The 24,358-nt window shown below is 66.5% G+C and carries 21 protein-coding genes; 7 read left to right on the forward strand and 14 right to left on the reverse strand.

What is annotated here, in order from left to right; translation table 11 throughout:
• The first annotated feature begins 191 nt into the window (after positions 1 to 191).
• Entirely contained in the window at positions 192 to 740 is a 549-nt protein-coding gene (locus tag ACVMDN_RS34310) for a hypothetical protein (protein ID WP_076831024.1), read from the forward strand.
• 252 nt (positions 741 to 992) lie between these two features.
• Here the strand turns inward: ACVMDN_RS34310 and ACVMDN_RS34315 are convergent, their stop codons facing one another.
• Together ACVMDN_RS34315 and ACVMDN_RS34320 are read right to left on the reverse strand one after the other, a co-directional pair.
• Complete coding sequence (locus tag ACVMDN_RS34315; RefSeq protein ID WP_371852167.1) at positions 993 to 1,889, reverse strand: sigma-70 family RNA polymerase sigma factor; 897 nt, start codon at positions 1,887 to 1,889, stop codon at positions 993 to 995.
• A 35-nt stretch (positions 1,890 to 1,924) separates the two neighbouring features.
• On the reverse strand, positions 1,925 to 2,233 hold the full coding sequence (locus tag ACVMDN_RS34320) for a hypothetical protein (RefSeq protein ID WP_076831026.1): 309 nt from the start codon (positions 2,231 to 2,233) through the stop codon (positions 1,925 to 1,927).
• Between the two features lie 193 nt (positions 2,234 to 2,426).
• Between ACVMDN_RS34320 and ACVMDN_RS34325 the strand changes: the two genes are divergently transcribed.
• Together ACVMDN_RS34325 and ACVMDN_RS34330 are read left to right on the forward strand one after the other, a co-directional pair.
• Complete coding sequence (locus ACVMDN_RS34325; protein ID WP_076831029.1) at positions 2,427 to 3,833, forward strand: MFS transporter; 1,407 nt, start codon at positions 2,427 to 2,429, stop codon at positions 3,831 to 3,833.
• A gap of 115 nt (positions 3,834 to 3,948) precedes the next feature.
• Complete coding sequence (locus ACVMDN_RS34330; protein WP_076831032.1) at positions 3,949 to 5,223, forward strand: NAD(P)/FAD-dependent oxidoreductase; 1,275 nt, start codon at positions 3,949 to 3,951, stop codon at positions 5,221 to 5,223.
• Between the two features lie 219 nt (positions 5,224 to 5,442).
• On the opposite strand, the gene ACVMDN_RS34335 is transcribed toward ACVMDN_RS34330, so the two are convergent.
• Complete coding sequence (locus ACVMDN_RS34335) at positions 5,443 to 6,393, reverse strand: AraC-like ligand-binding domain-containing protein (RefSeq protein WP_141339776.1); 951 nt, start codon at positions 6,391 to 6,393, stop codon at positions 5,443 to 5,445.
• Positions 6,394 to 6,541: 148 nt separating this feature from the next.
• Between ACVMDN_RS34335 and ACVMDN_RS34340 the strand changes: the two genes are divergently transcribed.
• On the forward strand, positions 6,542 to 7,201 hold the full coding sequence (locus ACVMDN_RS34340; protein WP_141339777.1) for an isochorismatase family protein: 660 nt from the start codon (positions 6,542 to 6,544) through the stop codon (positions 7,199 to 7,201).
• Between the two features lie 199 nt (positions 7,202 to 7,400).
• Here ACVMDN_RS34340 and ACVMDN_RS34345 read toward each other — a convergent pair whose 3' ends face one another.
• Together ACVMDN_RS34345 and ACVMDN_RS34350 are read right to left on the reverse strand one after the other, a co-directional pair.
• Positions 7,401 to 8,627, reverse strand: coding sequence for an ABC transporter substrate-binding protein (locus ACVMDN_RS34345; protein ID WP_141339778.1), 1,227 nt, complete (start codon positions 8,625 to 8,627; stop codon positions 7,401 to 7,403).
• Between the two features lie 53 nt (positions 8,628 to 8,680).
• Positions 8,681 to 9,883, reverse strand: a complete 1,203-nt coding sequence (locus ACVMDN_RS34350; protein WP_141339779.1) for a cytochrome P450 — start codon at positions 9,881 to 9,883, stop codon at positions 8,681 to 8,683.
• 82 nt (positions 9,884 to 9,965) lie between these two features.
• Between ACVMDN_RS34350 and ACVMDN_RS34355 the strand changes: the two genes are divergently transcribed.
• Positions 9,966 to 10,490: a MarR family winged helix-turn-helix transcriptional regulator gene (locus ACVMDN_RS34355; protein WP_076831045.1), complete on the forward strand. Its 525-nt coding sequence runs from the start codon at positions 9,966 to 9,968 to the stop codon at positions 10,488 to 10,490.
• Between the two features lie 438 nt (positions 10,491 to 10,928).
• On the opposite strand, the gene ACVMDN_RS34360 is transcribed toward ACVMDN_RS34355, so the two are convergent.
• Positions 10,929 to 12,794, reverse strand: a complete 1,866-nt coding sequence (locus ACVMDN_RS34360; RefSeq protein ID WP_375166543.1) for a feruloyl-CoA synthase — start codon at positions 12,792 to 12,794, stop codon at positions 10,929 to 10,931.
• A gap of 170 nt (positions 12,795 to 12,964) precedes the next feature.
• Between ACVMDN_RS34360 and ACVMDN_RS34365 the strand changes: the two genes are divergently transcribed.
• Together ACVMDN_RS34365 and atzF are read left to right on the forward strand one after the other, a co-directional pair.
• Positions 12,965 to 13,495 carry a MarR family winged helix-turn-helix transcriptional regulator gene (locus tag ACVMDN_RS34365; RefSeq protein WP_141339780.1) on the forward strand — a complete coding sequence of 177 codons (531 nt, stop codon included), beginning with the start codon at positions 12,965 to 12,967 and terminating at the stop codon, positions 13,493 to 13,495.
• A gap of 195 nt (positions 13,496 to 13,690) precedes the next feature.
• Positions 13,691 to 15,520 (forward strand): allophanate hydrolase, encoded by a 1,830-nt coding sequence (atzF, locus tag ACVMDN_RS34370; RefSeq protein ID WP_076831050.1) that lies wholly within the window; start codon positions 13,691 to 13,693, stop codon positions 15,518 to 15,520.
• Positions 15,521 to 15,685: 165 nt separating this feature from the next.
• Here the strand turns inward: atzF and ACVMDN_RS34375 are convergent, their stop codons facing one another.
• The 8 genes from ACVMDN_RS34375 to ACVMDN_RS34410 all read right to left on the reverse strand — a co-directional run bounded on the left by ACVMDN_RS34375 (position 15,686) and on the right by ACVMDN_RS34410 (position 24,166).
• A complete protein-coding gene (locus ACVMDN_RS34375) occupies positions 15,686 to 16,405 on the reverse strand; it encodes a GntR family transcriptional regulator (RefSeq protein WP_057019483.1) in 720 nt (239 codons plus the stop codon).
• Positions 16,406 to 16,418: 13 nt separating this feature from the next.
• Positions 16,419 to 16,811, reverse strand: coding sequence for an oxalurate catabolism protein HpxZ (hpxZ, locus tag ACVMDN_RS34380; protein ID WP_076831053.1), 393 nt, complete (start codon positions 16,809 to 16,811; stop codon positions 16,419 to 16,421).
• Between the two features lies 1 nt (position 16,812).
• On the reverse strand, positions 16,813 to 18,210 hold the full coding sequence (locus tag ACVMDN_RS34385; RefSeq protein WP_076831056.1) for an AtzE family amidohydrolase: 1,398 nt from the start codon (positions 18,208 to 18,210) through the stop codon (positions 16,813 to 16,815).
• Between the two features lie 7 nt (positions 18,211 to 18,217).
• Entirely contained in the window at positions 18,218 to 18,397 is a 180-nt protein-coding gene (locus ACVMDN_RS34390) for a DUF4089 domain-containing protein (protein WP_018269566.1), read from the reverse strand.
• Between the two features lie 95 nt (positions 18,398 to 18,492).
• Entirely contained in the window at positions 18,493 to 20,319 is a 1,827-nt protein-coding gene (locus tag ACVMDN_RS34395) for a dipeptide ABC transporter ATP-binding protein (protein ID WP_076831059.1), read from the reverse strand.
• A 300-nt stretch (positions 20,320 to 20,619) separates the two neighbouring features.
• Positions 20,620 to 21,519, reverse strand: coding sequence for an ABC transporter permease (locus ACVMDN_RS34400; protein WP_057019486.1), 900 nt, complete (start codon positions 21,517 to 21,519; stop codon positions 20,620 to 20,622).
• 3 nt (positions 21,520 to 21,522) lie between these two features.
• Entirely contained in the window at positions 21,523 to 22,536 is a 1,014-nt protein-coding gene (locus ACVMDN_RS34405) for an ABC transporter permease (RefSeq protein ID WP_057019487.1), read from the reverse strand.
• A gap of 7 nt (positions 22,537 to 22,543) precedes the next feature.
• On the reverse strand, positions 22,544 to 24,166 hold the full coding sequence (locus tag ACVMDN_RS34410) for an ABC transporter substrate-binding protein (protein WP_057019531.1): 1,623 nt from the start codon (positions 24,164 to 24,166) through the stop codon (positions 22,544 to 22,546).
• Between the last annotated feature and the right edge of the window lie 192 nt (positions 24,167 to 24,358).

Consider the following 24,358-nt stretch of genomic DNA (forward strand, 5'->3'; position numbering starts at 1 on the left):
AAGAAATATAATGCCGGTTGCGTGGGCAACGATTGTCGCAGGCACCGGCCTTCCGCAACGACCCACGCCCGCACTGCAGCAGGCTTTAACGATCCGGTAAAGCACCCGGAAACCACAGGCCGGCAAGCGCCTGCGGGCTTCATGGTCCGGAAAGCATCCCTGGCCGACGCTGCCGCAAAGGGGTGCGTCACATGCTGAATTACATCTTCGGCTTCAATGCCCGGATGGGCCGACTGGCTTTCTTCTTCTGCACCTTCGTGGTGGGCCTCGGCTTTATGATGCTGGTCTACGGCGTCACCGGCAACGCACCGGCGAGCGGCAGTATGGACGTGCTGCTGGCACAGGCATCGAGCAACCCCGTGCTGGTCATTGCCTTCTACGGCATGCTCGTCATCTGCTTCATGCTGCAATCGATGCGGGTGCGCGACATGGGCTGGGATCCGGTCTGCGTGATGGCGGCATGGATCGCCCTCCTCGTGCTCGACAGGGCGATTGCCGGACGATTTCCCGAATATGCGCTGACCTATCAGCACACCGAAACGGTGGTCGGCGCCGCCGTCAATGGCGCAATGAACATCGTCCTGCTGGTCTGGCGGAGCGGCGGCTATTACGAAGAAGCCCCGCCATCGCCGCGCGAGACCGGCGGCGATGGCCCGTTCGAAAGACGCAGTACGCCGGCCACAGGCGGCAGCCGCGTCGCGCGGATCGCCAACGGCGAATTCGGCGGAAAGACGCGGTAGCGGCTCCCTCCCTATTGTCGTCCCTGCCTAGTGCGCAATTGCGCACGGGAGCAGGGACCCATAACCACAGGCTTAGATTGTTGAAGAGGGTTGGGGCCTCAGCGATCCAAGACGATTCCCATTGGTGGTTATGGGTCCCGGATCGCGCGGAGCCTGTCATCGGGCGGCGCTTCGCGCCGACCCGTTGGCTTGTCCGGGACGACGCGGAGTTTGCCGCGCGATCACTGAGCCAAAGGCTGGGGCGAAAGCCGATCACCCCTTGTCCACCGCCCATTCGGCGCCGTCGATCGCATAGGACGCGTGGCGGAAATCCCTGATCGTCGCAACCTTGTCGGCCGACCAGTCGAGCAGCATGAACGATCGCGGCGGCGCGTCCAGAGCGGTCGGATCGAACACCAAGATCGCGGGGCGTCCCTCGACCTGTCCGGTCACCAGGTGCCAGTCGTCGATCTTCGAATAATTGCCGAAGTAGCGCGACACCTCGGCCTTGCCGTTCAGCCGCGTGCGGTTGACGAGCTCGAGCCTGATGTCATCGGCGATCATGGCGCGGATGGCGTCGAAGTCGCGGGCGTTGAAATGGCTGACATAGGCGTTGAGCCTGACGCGATCGGCCGGCGACAGGCCGGGCCGCGGCGCGTCGTCCGGCTCGCTGGCAAACTCGCGCAGCTGCGTGCGTCCACGGTGCAGCGCGGCCTTCACCGCGGGCAGGCTGAAATCCATGATGCCGCAGATCTCCTGCAGCGAGCAGCCGAGCACGTCCATCAGGATCACGCTGGAACGCTGCGCCACCGGCAAGCGCATGAAGGTGCGCAGGCTGGTCGCGGCGATCTCGCGGCGGCCCAAATCATCGAGCTCTCCGGCCATCATGTCCACCTCCTCCGGCGCGTGGAGCGCTTCCTGGCGGTTGCGCCGCCTGAGGAAATCGAGCGCGGTGTTGTGCGCGATCCGGAACAGCCAGGCTTGCGGATTCTGGATCGGCGCGGCGGACCCGAAGGCTTCCACCGCCTTGATCAGCGCGTCCTGCAGCACATCCTCGCCGTCGATGACGGATCCGACCATGCGGGCGCAGTAGCGATGCAGCCTCGGCCGCATCGCCGCCAACAGCGTGTCGACGTCGGTCGCGGCCGGCGCTTGGTGTGGTGACATCATGATGGCTCCGCCAGATCGGTGCACTGCCCGCCGGTTCACGGCTCATCCAGCATACGATAATTCCCGACAATCACCGCACAGCGAACCAGCGGCGGCTCGGCGCAACGATCGCGGATGCCGTCCTGGAACGCCTGGAACGCGGCCAGTTTCGGGATCGGGCTCGAACCGTCCTCGGCCGTGGTCTCGACCATGTGGATGAAGGTATCGTCCTCCAGCCGCAGGGTCAGATAGCGCACGCCGTCGGGCCTCGCCGCCTTCAGCTCGGCGAACACGGCCGACACCAGCGCGGCATTCTTCTCCGCCATCTCCGGCTTCGCCTTGTACCTGATCAGGGTCCGTCTCATCGCGGCCTCCTTGGCCTGGTTCTGCGGCCCGAACCGGCCGCGTCAGACCCAAGGACGTTTGCGAACCGCCAAAGGATGCGGTCCGGCAAAAATAAATTCAAAAATAGTTCTTCGCCGCATCCTTTGCCCGTTCCGGTTCGTCCTTGCCGGCGAAGCGCGCCGCAACCTCGCGGCGCAGCAACGGAGAACGACCATGCAGACCCCTCGAGAGCGCGCCGAACAGCGCTGGGTGCTCGGCCTCACCGCGCTGGCATCCTTCATGATGGCGCTCGACGCCATGATCATGACCACGGCCTTCGCCACCATCCGCGCCGATTTCGGAAGCGCCGTGGAGACGCTGCAATGGACCGTCAATGCCTTCAACCTGACCTTCGCGGTGCTGCTCCTGACCGGCGCGGCGCTCGGCGACCGTTTCGGGCGGCGCAGGATGTTCGCGGCCGGGATCGGCCTGTTCGTCGTGGCGTCCGCGGCCTGCGCGCTGGCCGGCAACGCCGCGGCCCTGATCGCCGCCCGCGCCTTACAGGGCGCGGGCGCGGCACTGGTGATGCCGCTGGCGATGGCGATCCTGAGCGGCGCGTTCGGCCGGGAGGAGCGCGCCCGCGCGCTCGGCATTTTCAGCGGCATCACCGGATGCGCGCTGATCATAGGTCCCGCGATCGGCGGCTTCATCACCGAGCATCTCGGCTGGCGCTGGATTTTCTGGATCAACTTACCGGTCGGCCTGATCGCGATCGCCCTTGTGATCACGCGCCTGCGCGAAAGTTTTGGGCCGACGGCGCCGCTCGACATCACCGGCCTCACGCTGGTCGCGCTCGCGGCGCTGGCGCTGGTCTGGGGCCTGCTGCGCGGCAACGGCGTCGGCTGGGCCAGCGCGGAAGTGACGGGCGCGCTGATCGCCGGCGTCGCGCTGGCGGCGCTGTTCGTGCTGTGGGAGCTGCGTGCCACAAGCCCGATGGTGCCGATGCGGCTGTTCGCGGCACGGCCGTTTGCGTCAGGCATGGCCGCAAGCGTGCTGTTCTACGCCGCGATGTATGGCGTGCTGTTCCTGCTGCCGCAGTTCCTGCAGATCGCGCTCGGCTTCGACGCCTTCGGCGCCGGGCTGCGCTTGCTGCCGTGGACGGCGACGCTGTTCGTCACCGCGCCGATCGCCGGCGCCGCGGTCAACCGGTTCGGCGAGCGCACGCTGGTCGTCACCGGCCTCCTGATGCAGGCGATCGGGCTCGGATGGATCAGCGAGATCGTGAGCCCCACAGTGCATTATTCGGCGCTGGTCGCGCCGCTGGTGCTCGCCGGCGTCGGCGTGTCGATGGCGATGCCGGCCGCGCAGAACGCGGTGCTGGGTGCGGTCGCCGTCAGCGAGATGGGCAAGGCGTCGGGCGTCTTCAACATGGGCCGCTTCCTCGGCGGCATGTTCGGTATCGCGGCGTTGGTGGCGAGCTTCTCCGCCAATGGCGCAGACGATTCATCCGGTCATTTCGCAAACGGATTCGCGTCGGCGATGAGCCTTGCCGCAACGCTGTCATTCGCCGGCGCGGTCGCGGGACTGTTCCTGCCGATGCGGCGGCGGGCCGTGGCCGCGGCCGCGCCGCAGGACGCGTGAAGCTTGCGGCGATTGGGTTTTGCTATCGGGCGATCAGGCATTTCGTGTTGGAATGGGGCTGCGAATGAATACATAATCAAACGACGAAGCCGTTCGAAACCGGGAGCGACATCAGATGACGCAAGCGCCGGCCAAACCTCATCGCGTGGTGATCGTCGGCGCCGGCTTCGGCGGCCTGGAAGCCGCTTTCGGTCTCAGAGGGGCGCCGGTCGAGATCACGCTGATCGACCGTCGCAACCACCATTTGTTCCAGCCGCTGCTCTATCAGGTCGCGACCGCTTCGCTTGCCACCAGCGAGATCGCCTGGCCGATCCGCTATCTCTTGCGCGACCGGCCCGAGGTGACGACGCTGTTCGCCAATGTCTGCGGCATCGACGCCGCGGCGAAGCGGGTAGCGCTCGACGACGGCGGCAGCATTCCCTACGACACGCTGGTCCTCGCCACCGGCGCCCGCCACGCCTATTTCGGCCATGACGAATGGGAGCCGTTCGCGCCCGGCCTGAAGACGCTGGAGGACGCGACGACGCTGCGGCGGCGCATCCTGGTCGCCTTCGAGCGCGCCGAGCGCGAGACCGATCCGGACAAGCGCGCGGCGCTGCTGACCTTCGTCATCATCGGCGCCGGCCCGACCGGCGTCGAGATGGCCGGCACCATCGCCGACCTCGCCAAGGACACGCTGCCGCAAGACTTCCGTCACATCGACACGCGCAAGGCGCGCGTGGTGCTGATCGAGGCCGGCCCGCGCGTGCTGGCCGGCTTCCCCGACGATCTCTCGGCTTACGCGCAGGCGTCGCTGGAAAAACTCGGCGTCGAGGTGATGCTGGGCGAGCCGGTCACCGAATGCTCGGCCGACGGCGTGGTGTTCGGCGGCAAGAGGCTGGAGGCGCGCACCATCGTCTGGGCCGCCGGCGTGCGCGCCTCGCGCGCCGCCGAATGGCTGAACGCGCCGGCCGATCGCGCCCATCGGCTGCAGGTCGAGCCGGATCTCACCGTGCCCGGCCATCCCGATGTCTTCGCCGTCGGCGACACCGTCACGATCAAGGATCCCGACGGCAATCCGGTGCCCGGCATCGCGCCGGCCGCCAAGCAGGAGGGACGCTATGTCGCCGCGCAGATCAAGGCCCGGCTCGACGGCAAGACGCTGCCGCCGTTCCGCTACAAGCATGCCGGCAGCCTCGCCCAGATCGGCAAGAAGAAAGCGGTGATCGATTTCGGCTGGCTCAAGCTGCGCGGCTCGCTGGCATGGTGGATTTGGGGCCTCGCCCACATCTACTTCCTGATCGGCGTGCGGCATCGGATTGCGGTGGCGATGAACTGGCTCTGGATCCACACCCGCGACCAGCGCGCCGCGCGGCTGATCACGCAAGGCAGCAGCAAGGTCGCGCAGTAGGTGGCTCGGCACTGCGCTATCCTGTTATCCATCATCCCCGCGCAAAGGCTCCGCCTTTGTCGCTGGAGGAGCGCGGCACGCGCGTCTCGAACGATCGACGGCCCCGCTAGTGGCCGTACATCCTTCGAAGCTCGCCCAGCGCCGCAATTGCGCCGCAAGGCTCGCACCTCAGGATGACGGATAACAATCTGTCTTAGCCTCTCAGCGCTGTACGCATTCTCACCCCATCACCTGGTGCGGCGAGCGGCCGAACGCGGCCTTGAAGGCGCGGCTGAAATGCGAGACGTCGCTGAAGCCGAAGCTCAGCGCGACATCGGTGACATGGCTGAAGCGCCGCTCCGCCAGCGCCTGATAGGCGGCGGCGAGGCGCTGCTGCCACAGCCATCGGATCGGGGTCGTGCCTTCGCGCGCAAACAGGCGATTGAGCGTGCGCGGCGCCATGTTCTGCGCGGTGGCGATCGCATCGAGATCGAGCCCGGGATCGTCGAGATTGGCCAGCATGTAGGCCTTGACCCGCGCCAGCCTTTCGTCGCCGCGCTGCGGCCCTTCGTCCGTCAGCTCGGTCTGCAGCGTGGTTGCGAAAATATCGAGCGCCGCCGCGCCAAGCCGTGTCGCCGCAGGTCCGGCCGCGTCGTCGAGCCGCGTCAGCCGGCGGATCAGCGATCCCGCCAGCGCTCCCACTTTCGACGCGTTGCCGACCCGCCGCGCCGTCAGGCGCTGCGCATCCGGCAGGCGTGCGAGCAGCAGCGGCCGCGGAATCGACACCATGATCGCGCGCGCGCTCGGGGCGAATTCGAGCGTGAACGGCTGCGCCTGGTCATGCAGCATCAGATCGCCCCGGCGCATGCGCACGTCGCGGCCGCCCTGGGCAAAGCTGACCTCGCCGCGCAGCGTGAGCCACAGCATGAAATAGTCGCGCGGATCCCTGCGGACGTCGCTCGCACTGCGCATCACCCGGATGCGGTCGGCGGCCGGCGTCGACGACCAGATGTCGTTGATGGCCAGCGGGCCGAGATGGCGGATCGAGATCGATGCCTGGAACGCCTCGTCGGCGACGCGGCGGCATTCGGTCAGCGAGAATTCGCGGCAGGTGACGTGATGCCAGCGGTCGAAACTGTCACCCGGCGCGACAAGCGTTTGCGCGACGACTGTGTGATCTGGGGTCTGCATCGGACCTTGCTCCCGCCCAACCCGGCAGCGGGACATTCTGCGTCCAGCCCTCCCTTCTGGCAAGCAGAGACCAGCGACTGGCCGGCGCAGCCAAGAACGATCGCGGGAACCGGCGTAGAAATTGTCTCTCACCAGGAGGAGACACCACATGGGCTACCAATGCGAAACCATCGATCCGGCGCGAACCGTCATGATCGTCGTCGACATGCAGAACGATTTCGTGGCCGAGGGCGCCAAGCTGCGTTCGGCGCAGGCCGCCGCCATGGTGCCGCGGCTGGCGCAGACCCTGAAGGCCTGCCGGGACAAGGGCATCCGCGTCATCTACACCGCGCATGTGCATCGCCGCGACGGCAGCGACATGGGGCTCTATGACGATCTCTATTCGCCGATCGCCGACCGGTCGTCGCTGGTCGACGGCAGCGAGGGCGTCGAGATCTTCAACGACCTCGCCCCCGCCCCCGGCGAGCACGTCATCAAGAAGCACCGCTACAGCGCGTTCTTCGCCACCGATCTCGATCTCATCCTGCGTGAATGGGGCATCACCACGGTGATCATCTCGGGGACCACGACCGAGAACTGCTGCCACGCCACCGCGCGCGACGCCATGTTCCACAATTACAAGGTCGTCTTCCTGTCGGACGCGACCGGCACGTTCGACTATCCCGATGTCGGCCAGGGCGCGCTGTCCGCCGACGAAGTACACCGCGCCACGCTGACGATCCTCGCATTCTCAACGGCACATGTGATGACGGCGGCCGAGATGCTGGCGCGGGTGAAGGCTGGTGACGGAGCGGCGAAGGCTGCGTAGTGAGTCGCCAACAGCGCGCCACAAACTTAGTCTGCCTCTCCCCTTGTGGGAGAGGCCGGATCGCATGAAGCGAAGCGCAATGCGATCCGGGTGAGGGGTTGCGGTCTCTCCGGCCCGTGCGCCGTGTGCAGAGATACCCCTCACCCCAGCCCTCTCCCACAAGGGGAGAGGGAGCGCAGCAGCATTCGCGGCGAAGAGCTCACTTCACCAGTGAGCAGCCGCCATCGGCCAGCGGGCGGAACGCCTGGTCGGCCGGGATGGTCGCGATCAGCTTGTAATAGTCGTAGGGGTACTTCGACTCCTCGGGCTTCTTCACCTCGAACAGATACATCGGGTGGATGACGCGGCCGTCCTGGCGGATCGTGGTGTCGCCGAACAGTTTGTCCTTGCCCTTGAAGGTCTTCATCTGCGGCACCACCGCCTTGGCGTCGTCGCTGCCGGTGGCGGCAACCGCGTTGAGGTAGGCGAGCGTCGAGGCGTAGACGCCGGCTTGGTTGCCGCTCGGCATCTTGCCGTTCATGCCGGGACGGGCGGCGAAGCGCTTTGCGAACGCGCGGGTGTCGTCGTTCATGTCCCAGTAGAAGGCTTCCAGCAACTGCAGGCCCTGCGCGACCTTCAGGCCCATGCCGTGGATGTCGTTCACGAACAGCAGGAACGCCACCATGGTCTGGCCGCCCTGCTGGATGCCGAACTCGGCCGCCTGCTTCACCGCATTGATGGTGTCGCCGCCGGCATTGGCGAGCCCGATCACTTTTGCTTTCGAGCTCTGCGCCTGCAGCAGGAAAGACGCGAAGTCCGACGTGCCGAGCGGATGCTTGCTCGAGCCCAAAACCTTGCCGCCGTGCTTCTCGATGTAGTTCGTCGCCTCGGCCTCAATGCCTTTGCCGAGCGCATAATCGACGGTCACGAAATACCAGTCCTTGCCGCCGCGCTGCATCATCGCGGCCGCGGTGGTGTTGCCGGTGGCCCAGGCGTCGTTGACCCATTGAATGGTGTTCGGCGAGCAGGCCTTGCCGGTGAGATCGGAGCTTGCGGTCGACGACGCCAGGAACGTCATCCGGCTATCGCGCAGGATGGTGTTGATGGCGAGCCCGACCGCCGAGTTCGGCACGTCGACGATGGCGTCGACGCCTTCGACATCGAGCCATTTGCGCGCGATCGCAGAGCCCACGTCGGCCTTGTTCTGGTGATCGGCATAGACGATCTCGACCTTGATGCCCTTGCCGCCGCCGCCAAAATCTTCCGCGGCCATGCGCGCGGCTTCCACCGAACCCATGCCGTTGGTGTCCTGGAAGATGCCCGAAATGTCATTGAGCACGCCGACGCGGACCACGTCGCCGGAAATCTCCGCGCGTGCGCTGCCCGCGGCGCAGGCCAGTGCCAGCGCAAGTCCAATCCTAAATCGCCCAACCCCGAAGCCCCTCATCGTCTCCCTCCCATGTTTCCTCAATCGACCTTTTGCTGGTCTTGAGCGTCTCGTCAGGCCGGCGTGATCTCGACCGGCAGGCTGCTGAGCCCGCGCAGCGTGTTGTTGAAAAGGCGCTTCGGCTCGCCGGTGATGTCGATCCTGGCGACACGACGCGCCAGCGCCGCCAGCATCACCTCCCCTTCGAGGCGAGCGACGAGCTGGCCGACACACATATGGATGCCCGAACCGTAGCCGACGTGGCCCGACGTACGACGGGTGATGTCATAGCTATCGGGCGCTTCCCAGCGGCGCGGATCACGATTGGCCGCTGCCAGGAACATCAGCACTTTCTCGCCTTCAGGAATGCTGGCTCCACTGAGCTCGACGTCGCGCGTCGTGGTGCGGAAGAAAGTCTGGACCGGACTTTCGAACCGCACGGCTTCCTCGAAGGCGTTGCGCGCCAGCGTCGGATCGGCGCGCAGCTTCTGGAACTGGTCGGGGAAGCGGGCGAGGCAGTAAACGGCGGCGCCGATGCCGTTGACGGTGGTGTCGAGACCGGCCGACAGCAACGAGCGCACCAGCAGCGGCGCCTCGGTCGCGGTAATGGCGCCGCTATCGACATGGGCGTGAATGCAGGCGCCGATGCCGCCCGGGGTGAGATTGTCGCGCTGGCATTGCTCGGCAACATAGGCCTGATGCGGCGCCGAGCGCTCGATCGCCTCCTTGCGGAGCTCGTTCGGCGGGCCGAAGGCATTGAACACCAGACTGGCGTAGGGCAGCAGATGCTCGCGGCCCTCCGGCCTCAGGCCGAGTGCATCCGGGAAGATCGACAACGGATAGGCTTCCGCAAGGTCCGCGATCGCGTCGAACCTGCGCTTCTCCAGCAGCGCATCGAGGCGGGCCTCCGCGGCGGCGGCAAATTGCCCGCGAAGCTGCTTCATCACGGTCGCCGACAACACCGTGCTCAGCACGGCTCGGGTCCGGGTATGGGCGGGCGGGTCGGCCTCCAGGATCAGGCTCGCCGGCCGCCACGGCTTCTCCTTGGAAAAGTCGCTGAGGCCGACGCCGCGGCTGGAGCAGAAGGTCGCGGGGTCGTTCAGCACCGCATGGACCTCGGCGTAGCGCGCCACGCCATAGACATTCCACTTGTCGAGATAGACCACCGGCCCGGCCTCGCGCAGCCGCTCATGGGTCGGGAATGGATCGGCGAAGAACTCGAGCGCGAACGGATCGACGTCGAGATGCGGGACGGACGCAGCTTCTGTTGCAGTCATCGGGACCTCCCGAGGTTTGATCTTGTCAACACGGGCCGCATATCTATTGCTCCCGGACAGTTTCGCAGCGATGATTTGAGAGATGAGCAGCCAGCCCCTCCCCCGAAAGCCCCGCCGGCCGAGACCGGCCGATCCCGCAGACGCCAGTGACGGCCCGCTGCTGGACCTTGATCGCTATGTGCCGGCGTTCATCACCTTCATCGGCAACAAGCTGTCGAACAGCGCCACCGCGTTTTACCAGAAGAATTTCGGCGTCAACGTCACTGAGTGGCGGATCATCTCGCAGCTGGCGATCGAGCCGGGGATTCCCGCTTCCCGGATCTGCCAAGTGATCGGCTTCGACAAGGGGCCGGTCAGCCGCAACCTCGCGGCATTGCAGAAGCGCGGCCTGCTGACCATCCGCACCGCTCCGGACGACGGCCGCACCCATTCGATCACGCTGACCGCGCGCGGCCGCGCCGTCCATGACAAGGTCATCGTCGCGGCGCTGGAGCGCGAGCGGCGGCTGCTGGCGTGCCTGAAGAAGGACGAGCGCGAGGTGCTGATCGAGCTGCTGCGCCGGCTGCACGAGAATCTCGGCGCCGTCACCGGGCAAAGCACGACCTGACGGCACAGCCGGGCCATGGGCGGCGCCCGGCACCCCCGCGGTCTTCGCCCGATCTTCCATGCGTGCCGTTGGCGCCGTGCTGCGCAACATTCTCCTCCCAAACGCGTGGCCGTTGACCGGCCCTGTCCCTATGGGTTCGGAAACTCGCACAGCTTAGTTGCTATGGCAACTAAAAAGGCAACCGCGTGCAGCGCGGCAAGTGGAAGCAGCGGGGACTTGGCGGGTTGGACAGCTGAAACTTGGATGATCCGTGCCACAAACGCGGTGTCGTCCCGGCCTCCGAGCCGTGACCCATAACCACAAAATGCTGATTATCGCATGTCGGCGGAACGACGAACTTTGTTCACAATTTCGGCCGCGGAGTATGGGTGCCTGCTTCCGCAGGGACGACGGCAGTGTACGCGGCGCGCTGCTGGCGCGTCAGATGCACAAATCGCCTCACACGCCCGCGCAGGCGATCGCCTCACCCGACCCGTCGTCCTCCAATACCGCCACTGCTGCGGCGCGGCGCGTCAGCACGGCGCGCTGATTGATGTAGCCCTTGTCGGTGATCTCCCCGCCGTCGACCGAGGCGGACTCGGCCAGCAGCAGCGCGCGGGTGGCATGGCCGGAGGAATGGCCGCCTTGCGCCTTCAGCGTCGCCAGCCCCCGCCCAACCGCAGCACGGACCGCCGGATGACCGATCACCTCCCGCGCATCGGCGCTCTCGGGCAGCCCTGCCAGCGAACGGCAGGCGGCGAGGTTCGGAAACACCAGGAAGCGCACCTCGTCGCGGCCATGGCCTGTGACGACGATGTCCTGCGCGAGCGGCGCCAGCGCCGCGATGCCGGCGACGCGCAAGGTGCCGACGCTGACCCAGGTGCCGGAATTGAGCTTGAAATCCTCCGCCACGCGGCCGTCGAAGAACAGGCCGAGATCGGGCCGTGCGGGATCGGCGAAGGTGACGGCGTCGCCGATCTTGTAAAAACCCTCGGCATCGAAGGCCTCAGCGGTGAGCTCGGGCGCCTTCCAGTAGCCCGGCGTGACGTTGGGCCCGCGCACGCGCACCTCGAGCTTGTCGCCCGACGGCACCAGCTTGAGCTCGGTGCCGGGGATCGGCACGCCGATATTGCCGGAGCGTTTGGCCAGGAAGTGGCAATCGGTCGCCAGCGGCGAGGTCTCGGTCGAACCCCAGGCCGACACCATCGGCAGCCGGCGACCGACCGTCCGCAGCGACAAGTCCTCCAGCGCGTCCCACAGATTCTGCGGCAGCGCCGCGCCGGCATAGAAGGCGAATTTGGTGCCCTCGAAGAATTTTCTGCGCAGTTCGTCGTCGGTGCGCAGCGCCGCGATCAGCATGTCGAAGCCGCGCGGCACGTTGAAATAGACCGTCGGCACCACGCTGCGCAGGTTGGCCAGCGAGGTCGCGAACAGCCCGGGCGCCGGCTTGCCGCCGTCGATATAGAGCGTGCCGCCGTTGCGCAGCACCAGGTTGAAGTTGTGGTTGGCGCCGAAGGTGTGGCTCCACGGCAGCCAGTCCAGGATCACCAGTTCCTCGCCCGCTTGCTCCAGGAACGTCCAGGTCTGCGCCTTGGCTTGCTGGCTCGAGGTCAGCATGCGCTGGGTGTTGATCACGGCCTTCGGCGTGCCCGTCGAGCCCGAGGTGAACAGGAATTTTGCGATCGTGTCAGCCGTCACCGCCGCGAACGCCTTGGCGACCCCGGGCGCTTCCGGCGTGGCAGCGACGGTACGGAACGACAATGCGTCGGCGTCGTCCGGATTGCCGCTGACGATGGTTGCGCGATGCAGCGGCTTGATTGCGGCAAGCGCCGCCGCGAACGGCCTTGTGCTTGCGACGTAGATCGCGCCGGGGTCGAGCAGCTCGATCATGCTCTTCAGCTTGTCGAAGTCTTTCGACATCAAGGAATAGGCCGGCGAGATCGCGGCCGAGGGCACGCCGACATGCTGCGCAGCGAGCGCGAACAACGCGTGATCGATGCCGTTGTCGGAGAGGATGACGAGCGGACGTTCCGTGCTCAGCCCTTGCGCTAGCACCCACGATGCGGCCCGCCGCACGATGCCGAGCGCGTCGCGATAGCTGACGGTGCTCCAGGGCGCATCGGCATTGGCGCGCTCGCCGAGAAAGATGCGATCCGGCGCCTGCTGCGCCCAATGCTCCAGCCAGTCGCCGACGCAGCGGGCGCCTTGCTTCAGCGGCGTGGTGGAGCGGACCAGGATGCTGCCGTCGTCGCGGCGATCCGCAACGATCGCGGGCGTCGCGAACAGGCTGCTCGGATTGTCTCCGCTGGCGGCGGCCATCGTCATGGTTTCCTCCTCGCCCAAGTCTTGTCACCCGTGTCTTATCGGGATCGCGCCGCAACATGGTGCGGCGCCGCGGTCCCGGCCGGGCTCTTTGGTCATAATGTTGCGGACATCAATTGTTGTCGTCAACAACAATCTTTCCATCCCAGCTTGGGCGCGCTAGCCTTGCGGTCATGGCGAGCCAGCAAAAGACATCGCGCAAGGCGGCAGGAACGGCAGCGGCAATCCGCCGCCCCCGATCGCACGGAGCAAATGGCGCGGCGCCCAACGGCGAGGCCGGCGACGACATCGGCCTCGACGCGCTGGTCGGTCACGCCGGCTATGCGGTGCGCCGCTTCCAGCTCTGGATCTTTCAGGACTTCATCAAGACGCTGGCGACGGTCGATATCCGCCCAACCCAGTATTCGGTGATGACCGTGATCGGGGCCAATCCAGGCCTCAGTCAGATGGCGGTGGCAAAGCGGCTCGGGATCGAGCGCGCGCGGCTGGTGCATCTGCTCGACAGCCTGGAAGACCGCGACTTCGTCAGCCGCGTCCCCTCCGCGACAGACCGCCGCTCCCATGCGCTGCATCTGACCGCGCGCGGCAAGACCGCGCTGGCGCAGTTCAAGCGGCTCGCCGCCGAGCATGAGCGGCATGTGGCCGAGAAGATCGGCAAGGAAAACCGCGAGCATTTGTTGCGCATCCTCGCCTCCTTCACCTGACCTTTCGACCGAGATTTCGGCTTGACCGGATTTGCCTTTAAATTGGGCAGATACTCTCTCATACCGGCCTACGTCCGTTCCCGACGAGCATTTCAAGCAACTGATATTGTGCAATAATCCGCCGCGCGACGGACGCGGGCGAATTGTACACAATGGCACATTGCTTGCTTCGACCAGGCTGCAATTCCCTTGCGGATGGCATCCGACGCCTCCCGCTCACGAGATGAGGCCAAGCACGTGACTGAAACTGTCGCCGCGATCGTCGCCGCGCACCGCGCCGGGACCATGACGCCGGCCCAAACCGTGGCGCGCAGCTACCAGCGCATCCGCGAGCACAACGATCCCGCCATCTTCATCAGCCTGCGCGACGAGAAGGATGCGCTTGCCGAGGCCGAGCGGCTCGCCGATCCGACGTTGCCGCTTTACGGCGTGCCGGTCGCGGTGAAGGACAATATCGACGTCGCGGGCCTGCCGACCACCGCCGCCTGCCCGGCGTTCTCCTATCTGCCTGAGCAGGATTCCACCGTGGTCGCGAAACTGCGCGCGGCCGGCGCCGTCATCATCGGCAAGACCAATCTCGACCAGTTCGCCACCGGCCTGGTCGGCGTGCGCTCGCCGTACGGCATTCCCAGGAACCCGGTGCGCGGCGATCTGGTGCCGGGCGGGTCGAGTTCGGGCTCCGCGGTCGCGGTCTCCGCGGGCCTGGTGCCGCTGTCGCTCGGCACCGACACCGCGGGCAGCGGCCGCGTGCCGGCGATGCTCAACAACATCGTCGGGCTCAAGCCGAGCCTCGGGCTGATCTCGACCACCGGCGTCGTGCCGGCCTGCCGCACGCTCGACTGCGTCTCGATCTTCTCGCTCACCGCCGACGACGCGCTGGCCGCGCTCGCCGTCATGTCCGGGCCCGATCAGTCCGATCCGTATTCGCGCGACCGGGCGCTGGCCCCGCTGGCGAGCTTTCCGGCCAAGCTGAAGCTCGGCATTCCCCAAACCGGCCAGTTGAAATTCTTCGGCGATCGCGAGGCCGAGGAGGCCTATGGCGAGGCGTGCAAGCGCTGGCAGGCGCTTGGCGCCAACCTCGTCGAGTTCGACCTCGCGCCGTTCTACGAGACCGCGCGGCTGCTCTATGAGGGCCCGTGGGTGGCGGAACGCTATCTCGTGATCCGCGACCTGCTGGCGTCGTCGCCCGAGGCGGTCCATCCGGTGACGCGCGAGATCACCGTCGGCGGATCGCGTCCAACTGCCGCCGATACTTTTTCTGCGCTGTACCGCCTCGAGGCGCTGCGCCGCGTCGCCGAGCGCAGCCTTGCGCAACTCGATGCGATCGTGCTGCCGACCGCCCCGACCGTCTATTCCACCGCCGATGTGCTCGCCAATCCGATCGAGCTGAACTCGCGGCTCGGCACCTACACCAATTTCGTCAACCTGCTCGATATGTGCGGCCTGGCGCTGCCGGCAGCGATGCGGCCCGACGGCGCGCCGTTCGGCATCACGCTGCTCGCGCGCGCCGGCCGCGACGCCGAGCTTGCCGGCATCGGCCGCGTGTTTCACGCCGACACCGGACTTACACTCGGCGCCAATTCACTTCCGCAGCCGCCGCTCACCGCCGCGCCGACGCAGGCCGGCTCCGACGACATCACCATCGCGGTGGTCGGTGCGCATCTCTCCGGCATGGCGCTGAACCACGAGCTGACGACGCTCGATGCGCGCCTGCTGGAAGAGGCGGTCACCGCACCGGACTACAGGCTCTACGCGCTCGACACCACGCCGCCGAAGCCCGGCATGCTGCGCATCGAGGCCGGTGCCGGCGCAGCGATCAAGCTCGAACTGTGGGCGATGTCACCGGCAGCATTCGGAACGTTCGTCGCCGCGATCCCGCCGCCGCTGTCGATCGGCACGATCAGGCTCGCCGACGGACGGCAGGCCAAGGGCTTCATCGTCGAGCCCGCCGCGATCCAGGGCGCGAAGGACATTTCCGCCTATGGCGGCTGGCGCGCATTCATGGCGGAGAGGGCGAAAGCCTAGCCGCAGCGGAAGTGCGCTCCCTCGCCCCGCTCTCGCGGGGAGAGGGTGGGGGTGAGGGGCATCTCTCCGCGCGGAGGACTATCGAGAGACCTGTACCCCCTCACCCGGATTGCGTCTGCGATGCAATCCGACCTCGCCCCGCAAGCGGGGCGAGGTAAGGAGAAGCTACACCGACACCGCGTAGGTCTCGTACTCCCCGCGCACCTGCTCGATATGGGCGCGCATCGCCGCGGCGGCGCCTGTCTTGTCGCCGCGCATGATGGCGACGACGACGCGGTCGTGCTCGGCGTGGGATTTTGCCAGACGGCCGAGGTTGCGGAACTGGGCGCGGCGGAACGGCTGCACGCGCACCCGCGTCGCCAAAGTGATCTCGGCGATGTAGGCGTTCTGCGACCCGGCATAGATCGCGTTGTGGAAGCGCTCATTGACCTCATGGAAGCGCTCGGGATTGCCGGTGTAGCTCAGCACCCGCAACTCCTCGTGGATCGCTTCCAGTGCGTGGCGCTCCGCCGCCGTCATCCGCTCGGCGGCGAGGCCGGCACAGATCGCCTCCAGCTCGGCCATCGCCTCGAACATGCCGGTGAGCCGTTCAAGCGAGGGCCGCGCCACCACGGCGCCGCGATGCGCTCGGGCATCGATCAGGCCGCTGGCGGCAAGCTGCCGCAGCGCTTCGCGCACCGGGGTGCGCGAGACGTTGAAGCGCCGCGCAAGGTCGGTTTCATCGAGCCCGGCCCCCGGCGGCAGCGTGCCACGCACGATCTCGTCGGCGAGTTGCAGCCGCAGCTCTTCGGCACGGGTGACCTTGTCGACCAGCGACGACGGCCGATCGATGCGGCGCACCGTCATCTCGGATTCTGCGCCCTGCGGCAGATCTTCCAGGCTCATCCTCAAGCGCCCTTCAAGCACCTTTGGGTTCGTCGATGACGCTGACATGGGCGGCGACGATTCTCCAGCCCTCGGGGAAGCGAATCCACGTCTGCATCTGCCGCCCCACTCTACCCGGCGCGCTGTCCCGGTAGAACAGCGTCGAGGCGATCGCGGTGTCGCGGCCATAGGTCGTGATCACGGTCCGCTCGAGCTTGCGCATCAGCCCGACCGGCGAGCGCCCGGCGCGAAACGCCATGATCTCGGCATAGCCATAAAGGTTCTCGCCGATACCGTAACGCAGCGTGCGGCGGTCGTCGCGGAACAGCTCGTCGAGCACCGCGACGTCGTTCGAGACCAGCGCCTTCTCATATCGCTGGAACTGCGCGGTGACCTCAGCGACGACGTCGGGAATATCGATTTCCATATCAGAGTCCTCTCGGCGCCGGCGCGGCCGCAACGCCCATCTGTTCCAGCGCATAGGCGACCCGTAGCGCGCCGTCCTCGCGCCAGGGCGCCGCGATGATCTGCACGCCGATCGGCAGCGGCTCAAGCGGCACCGGCACGGCGACCACCGGCAGACCGATGAAGGAGATCGGCTGGGTGTGGATGCCGATATTGGCGCGCACCGGAAGCTCGACGCCGTCGAGCGTGAAACTGGCCTGACCGATCTTCGGCGCGGTGCACGGCGTCGCCGGCGCCAGGATCACGTCGACCGACTGGAACAGCTCCATCACCTTCGCGCGATACCAGCGGCGGAATTTCTGCGCCTTGTCGACATAGACCGCCGGGATCATCGCGCCCGCAATGAGACGGTCGCGCACCGCCGGATCGAAATCGTTGGGACGCTTGCGCAGGCGATCGAGATGCAGCGCGGCACCCTCGGTCGTGGTGATGATGTAGGCCGCGGCGCGAGCGCGCGCAGCTTCGGGAAGCTCCACGATCCGCGCGGCACCGAGCGCCTTCGCGACACGCGCGACCGCCTCTGCCGCCTCCGGAAACAGATTCTGCTGGAAATAGCCGCCGGCGATCGCAACCCGCAGCCCGCCAATATCATTGGCAAGCAACGGCACGGTCGGCTCGACCGACTGCACAATGCAGGCCGGATCATCGGCATCAGGCCCCTGCATGGCGTCGTAGGCGAGCGCGAGGTCCTTCACGCTGCGCGCTAGCGGGCCGAGATGATCGAGGCTGGCGACGAACGGATAGGACCGCGCGCGCGACAGCCGGCCGTAGGTCGGCTTCAAACCGAACGTGCCGCAGAATGACGACGGCACGCGGATCGAGCCGTTGGTATCGGAGCCGAGCGCGATCGGCACCAGCGCGCCGCCGACGGCGCTGCCCGAGCCGCCGGAGGAGCCGCCGGTCATCCGCGCCGGATCATGCGGATTGCGCGACGGGCCGTCATGCACATTCTCGCCGGTGAAGTCGTAGGCGTATTCGCCCATGTTGAGCGCGCCGACCAGCACCGCACCGGCCGCCTCCATCCGCTCGATCAGCGTCGCATCGCGCGGCGACGGCGGCAGGTCGCGGTTGATCTTCGAGCCGGCGCGGGTCGGAAGGCCCTGCACATCGAACAGGTTCTTGACCGCGAACGGCACGCCGGCGAGCGGGCCGACCGGTTGACCGGCGGCGATCGCGGCATCGACCGCGCTGGCCCTGGCGCGCGCGCGATCGGCGGTGACGTCGGTGAAGGCATTGAGGACCTTGTCATGCGCGGCGATCCGCGCCAGCGCAGCCTCGGTCGCGGCAAGAGCCGTGATCTTGCGGTTTGAGACGGCCTGCGCGATCTCGGCGGCCGACATGGGAACGGGAGTTTCGGACATCGGGGTCTCAGGTCGAATAGACGGCGGCCGACACGACGTCGTCCGGCAGCGGGAAGTCATCGACCAGCCGCGCCAGTCGCAGCGAGACGTCGAGATTGGCGCGCACCGCCGGACGCCAGGCGTCCTCCAGCGGCAACGCCATCGCGCGGGCGACGGCGTTCATATAGTCGTCGAGATGATCGGTCATTTCGCTCCCAATAACGATTTTGCGCATGATCTCCGCGCAAACGCGTTCCGCGTTTGTCGCGAGGAAAACCGGTCCCCACTTTTCCGGATCATGCGTCAAGACACCGGCAGCGGCGGATGCGGGATCGCCGTCAGCAGCTCCCTTGTATAGGCATCCTGCGGATTGCCCAAGACGTGTTCGGATGTGCCCTGCTCCACGATGCGACCGGCGCGCATCACGATGACGCGATCGCACAGCAGGCGCACGACATTGAGGTCGTGCGACACGAACAAATAGCTCATGCCCATCGACTGCTTGAGGTCCTGCAGCAAATTGAGCACCACCGCCTGCACCGAGACATCAAGTGCCGCGGTCGGCTCGTCGAGGATGACGAGCTTCGGGTGCAGCGCGATGGCGCGTGCGATGCCGACGCGGGCCTTCTGGCCGCCGGAGAGCTGGTGCGGGAAGCGATCCAGCAGATTGACCGGCAGGCCGACCAGCCGCGCGAGCTCCTCGCAGCGGGTGCGGAGCGCGTCGCGCCCGCGGATGTCGCCGAGCTGCATGATCGGATCCGCGATGGCGCGCGCCGCGGTGAAGCGCGGGTTGAGGCTGTCGGTCGGATCCTGGAACACCATCTGGATCTGGCTGCGCCGCGGCAGCCGCGCGAACGACTGCGGCGTGATGCCGCCGATGTCCTCGCCGTCGAACATGATGCGGCCGGAGGTCTGGTCCAGCAGCCGCATCACCATCATCGACGTCGTCGACTTGCCGCAGCCGGATTCGCCGACCAGCCCGACGCTCTCGCCATGATCGATCGAGAAGCTGATACCGTCGACCGCACGGAAGGTCTCTTCCTCGACCGGCGGCTTGCGCCCGAACAACTTTGCCAGCATCCCGCCCGCGCCCTGGCGCGGGTATTCCTTGACGAGCCTTTCGACTGACAGGAGAGGCTCCATCCGCCCCCTCTCCCCGTTCTTTACGGCGAGAGGGTTGGGGTGAGGGGCCGCATCCGCAGGCACGGCCCGTGGAGGGTCCCCCTCACCCGCCACGCTCTGGCGCGCGAGTGCGCTGCCGAGCGTGTCGGCCTCTCCCCGCACGCGGGGAGAGGCAAGCGAATCCTCCTCCGGCAACAGATCCCGGAGCGACACCCCGAGCCGCGGCGTCGCGCGCATCAGCTTCCTGGTGTAGGCATGCCGGGGCGCGGCGAAGATGTCCGCCGACTTGGCGGTCTCGACCACACGGCCCTTCTCCATCACCACGACGCGGTCGCAATAGGCGGCGGCGAGGCCGAGGTCATGCGTGATCAGAATCGTCGACATCGCCCGGCGCCGGGTCAGCTCGACGATCAGGTCCATCACCGCCTTCTGGGTGGTGACGTCGAGCCCGGTGGTCGGCTCGTCGGCGATCAGAAGCTGCGGATTGCAGGCCAGCGCGAGCGCGATGACCACGCGCTGGCACATGCCGCCGGACAGCTCGAACGGATAGGCGTGGTAGCGCTCGCGTGCGCGCGCGATCTTGACCTGCTCCAGCGCCTCGATCGCCGTCTCGCCGCGATCGGTGACCTGCGCCTGCTGCACATGCTGGCGCAGCACGTCCTCGATCTGGTGACCGACCTTGCGGATCGGATTGAGCGCGGCGCGCGGGTTCTGGAAGATCATCGAGACCTCGCGGCCGCGCAGATCGCGCATCTGGCTCTCCGAGGCCGACTTGACGTCGATACCGGAGAACATCACCGAGCCCTCGGCGATCCGGCCGGCGCGGTCGAGGATGCGCATCACGGCATAGGAAGTCACCGACTTGCCGGAGCCGGACTCGCCGACGATGCCGACGGTCTCGCCCTTGCCGACGGATATGTTGACGTGCTGCACCGCCTTGACGATGCCGCGGCGGGTGGTGAACTCGACCGTGAGGTCGCTGACGTCGAGCAGCGGCTGGGCGGTCATGCGCGCCTCCCCTCATGGGGTGCGTCATCCAAAAATCCGCAAATCAACCCCATGCAAAGGAGCGGAGCGGTAGCACGGCACCGGACCGGGACAGGCATCATGTTCTCCGCCTGTCCAGTGCGCCCCCTCGCCCCGCTCTTGCGGGGAGAGGGTTGGGGTGAGGGGCATCTATCGGCACGTACAACTGGCTGAGGAGTGCGCGGAGCGCCCCCCTCACCCGGTCCGCTAACGCGGCCCGGCCTCTCCCCGCACGCGGGGAGAGGCGAAGAAAGCGCGCATGCGTTAGCCAGGTCCACATCATCACGTCCTCCGCTGCGGATCGACGATGTCGCGCAGGCCGTCGCCGAGCAGGTTGAAGCAGAACACCGCGATCATCAGCGCCAGGCCCGGGAACAGCGCGATCCACCACTCGCCCGACACCATAAAGCCCGCGCCCTCGGCGACCATGATGCCCCACTCCGCGGTCGGTGGCCGGACGCCGAGCCCGATGAAGGACAGGCCCGCGGCGTTGAGGATAGCATAGCCCATGGTCAGCGACATCTGCACGATCATGATCGGCATGATGTTGGGCAGGATGTGCCCGAGCAGAATGCGGTACTCGCCGTTGCCGGACAGCCGCGCCGCCTGCACGAAGCCGGCATTGCGGCGGACGTTTGCTTCTGCGCGTGCGACGCGGGCATAGAGCGGGAAGTTCACGATCGCGGTCGCGATGATGATGTTCTGCACGGTGTTGCCGAGCGCCGCGACGATGCCCATCGCCAGCACGAACAGCGGAAACGCCATGATGGTGTCGGCGATGCGGCCGACGATGCGGTCGGTCCAGCCGCCGAAATAGCCGGCGGCGATGCCGGCCAGCCCGCCCATCAGGAACACCAGCACGACGGAGGCGACCGCGATGAAGGTGTCGAGCCGCGTCGCGACGATGACGCGGCTGAAGATGTCGCGGCCGAGCTGATCGGTGCCGAACCAGTGCGCGGCGGACGGCGGCTTCAATGCAGCCGCGGTGTCGGAGGCGAGCGGGTCGTACGGCACCACGTAGGGCCCGAACAGCGCGGCAAACAGGATCAGGACCAGCAGCGCGAAGGCAAAGCCGGTGACCTTGTTTTCGCTCAAGACGTAGCGGGTCTGCTCCAACGCCGCGGCAAGCCCCGACGTGCGGGCGGGTCCTGCGGGTTCGACGGTTGGAGCTACGGTGCTCATGCTCTAGCCCTCCAGCCTGACGCGGGGATCGATCACGCCGTAGAGGATGTCGATCAGCAGATTGAGCAGCACGTACATGACCGCCATGGTCAGCACGAAGCCCTGCACCGGCGCGAAGTCGGATGCGATCAGCGCCTCGACCGCGTAGGAGCCGATGCCGGGCCAGGCGAACACCTTTTCCACCAGCACATTGGCGCCCAACAGGAACGAGAACACCATGCTGAGCGTGGTGATGACCGGCAGCATCGCGTTGCGGAAGGCGTAGGTGACGATCACCTTGCCGGGCGACAGGCCGCTGGCACGCGCGGTGCGGACGAAGTCGGACGCCAGCACCGCCAGCATCGAGGCCCGCGTCATCCGCGCGATCGGCGCCAGCGAGAAGATCGCGAGCGTCACCGCCGGCAGGATCAATTGGCTGAGCGCGGAACGAAACGCCTCGAAGTCCCGCGCGATCAGCGTGTCGACGAGATAGAAGCCGGTGACGGTCGGCGGTGCGCTAGCGAACACGTCGAGCCGGCCGAGCGGCGCCGGCGACCAGCCGAGCCGGAAGTAGAACAGATAGACCAGCACGAGCCCGGTGAAGAACACCGGCAGCGACACGCCGGCCGTGGTGGTGACGCGGCAGAGATGGTCGATCCAGGAGCCCGGCCGCGTCGCCGCCAGCACGCCGAGCGGGATCGCGATCACGATGGAGACGACGAGGCCGAGCAGAGTGAGCTCGGCCGACGCCGGCAGGCGGTTGCGCAGCTCGGCCGCCACCGGCTGGCCGGTGGTGAGCGATGTGCCGAGATCGCCATGGGCGAGATCGTTGGTGTAGCGGACGAACTGCTCGATCAGCGGCTTGTCGAAGCCGAGCTTCTTCCGGATCTGGTCGACCGCCTCCTTGGTGGCCGCGGGGCCAGCAAAATACGCCGCGGGATCGCCCGGCAGCGCACGCGTCAAAAGGAACGTCACGATCACGACCCCGATCAGCGACGGGATCGCGAACAGCAGCCGCTTGCCGATCATCGCAAGCATGAGCGCCTCACCCCTTCGCCATCGCGCGATAATCGAGGCGGCGGTGGAACCAGTATTGGTAGCCCGTCACGTTCTTCTGCATCGCGACGTTGACGAAGGGCTGATAGAGCGGGATGCGCGGGATGTCGGCGAAGGCGAGATCGACGAAACCCTTGACGTCGGCGTCGTAGGCCGCGGTGTCACCATTCGCGGCGGCAATGCGTGCGCCGTCGATGAGCTTGTCCATCTCGGGCGATTTGTAGCTCATCGTGTTGAAGATCGAATTGTTGCCGTGGTAGCACCAGTAGAAGAAGTACTCGGGGTAATCGAGCCAGCCCGAGAACACGTTGGTGAACAGCGGCATTTCCTTCTTGGTGAGCTCGGTGCGCCAATTGGCGCCGGGCACCTTGTTGATGGTGGTCTTGATGCCGAGCTGCGCCAGGCTCTCCTGCACCAGCACGCAGAGCGGCTCGTTGACCCCTGCGAAATTCAGGTCGAACGAGATCGTGGTCTCGAATCCGTTGGCGTAGCCGGCTTCAGTGAGCAGCGCCTTGGCCTTCTCCATGTCGGTGTAATATTTGGTCGGCTGCGGCCAGGCGACCTCGGTCGGCCTGTCCTTGGCCGCGCCGAACATCGGGTTGGCGAGACCGAACAGCACCGCATCCATGATCTTCTGATACGGCATCGCGTAGGCCATCGCCTGCCGTACCTTGGGATTGTCGAACGGCGGCTTGGTCACGTTCATGCCGATATACTGGATGCCGTTGGAGAACGGCAGCGAGACCACGTTGAGCTTGCCGCTCGCCTTCATCTCCTGGAAGTCCTTGAACGGCAGCTCATAGGAGATGTCGGCATCGCCGCGCTCGAGCAGCGCTCGGCGGTTGCCGGCCTGCGGCACCATGCGCCAGATCACGCGCTTGATCTTCGGCAGCGGACCGCAGACCCACTCGTCGTTGCGTTCCATGACGACTTCGGTGCCGGCGGTCCATTTGGTCACCTTGTAGGCGCCGGAGCCCGCGGTCTGCTGCTTGGTGAATTCGAGGCCCCACGGATCCTTCTCGCTGGCGTTCTTCTTCACGAGTTCGGAGTTGACGACGCAGGGCACGATCACAGCGAGGTCGGGGATCGTCAGCTTGTCCTTCCTGAGGAAGTCGACGCGCACCGTGGTGTCATCGACGATCACGAACTGCTCGGGCTTGGTCAGCGAGCCCGCGCTCATCTGGAAGGTCGGAAAGCCGCCGACAGAGACGGCACGGTCGAGCGACCATTTGACGTCCTTCGCCGTGACAGGCGTGCCGTCATGGAATTTGGCGTTCTTGCGCAGCTTGAAGGTGACCGACATGTCGCCGATGTTGATGTCCTCGGCGAGCTCAGGCTTGAACTTGTCGCGGTCGTAATAGGGCACGCCGCCCGGACCGCTCTTCATCTCGTGGCTGATCAGGCGGTCGTAGCAATTCCACGACACCTCGTAGCCCGGCACGTTGGTGCCGACGCCGTGGATATCGAGATTGTTGGGTCCGCCTTCGGAGACGATGAGCAGCGTCTCGGAGCGCGCGTCGGCCTTGGCCGGCGACCAGATCGCGGGCGCGGTCGGCGCCAGCGCCCCCGCAGCCAGCCCGGACACCGATTTGAGGAAATCGCGACGCTTCATGTGATGCTCCAACGCCTTGGGAAACGGCCTTGGAACTCAGATCGCAAGGATTGTGCCAACCCTTAACGAAATCTTATGTACTGCTAATGCCTTGCCGGAGCGAGGTAAAACGTCGGCCGGTATCCCGGTCGGGCAAAATCTTAGATCGCCAATTGCATACAAAGCCAGGCTATATGCTCAAAAAATGAGCAT

The sequence above is a fragment of the Bradyrhizobium sp. USDA 4510 genome (assembly GCF_054059095.1).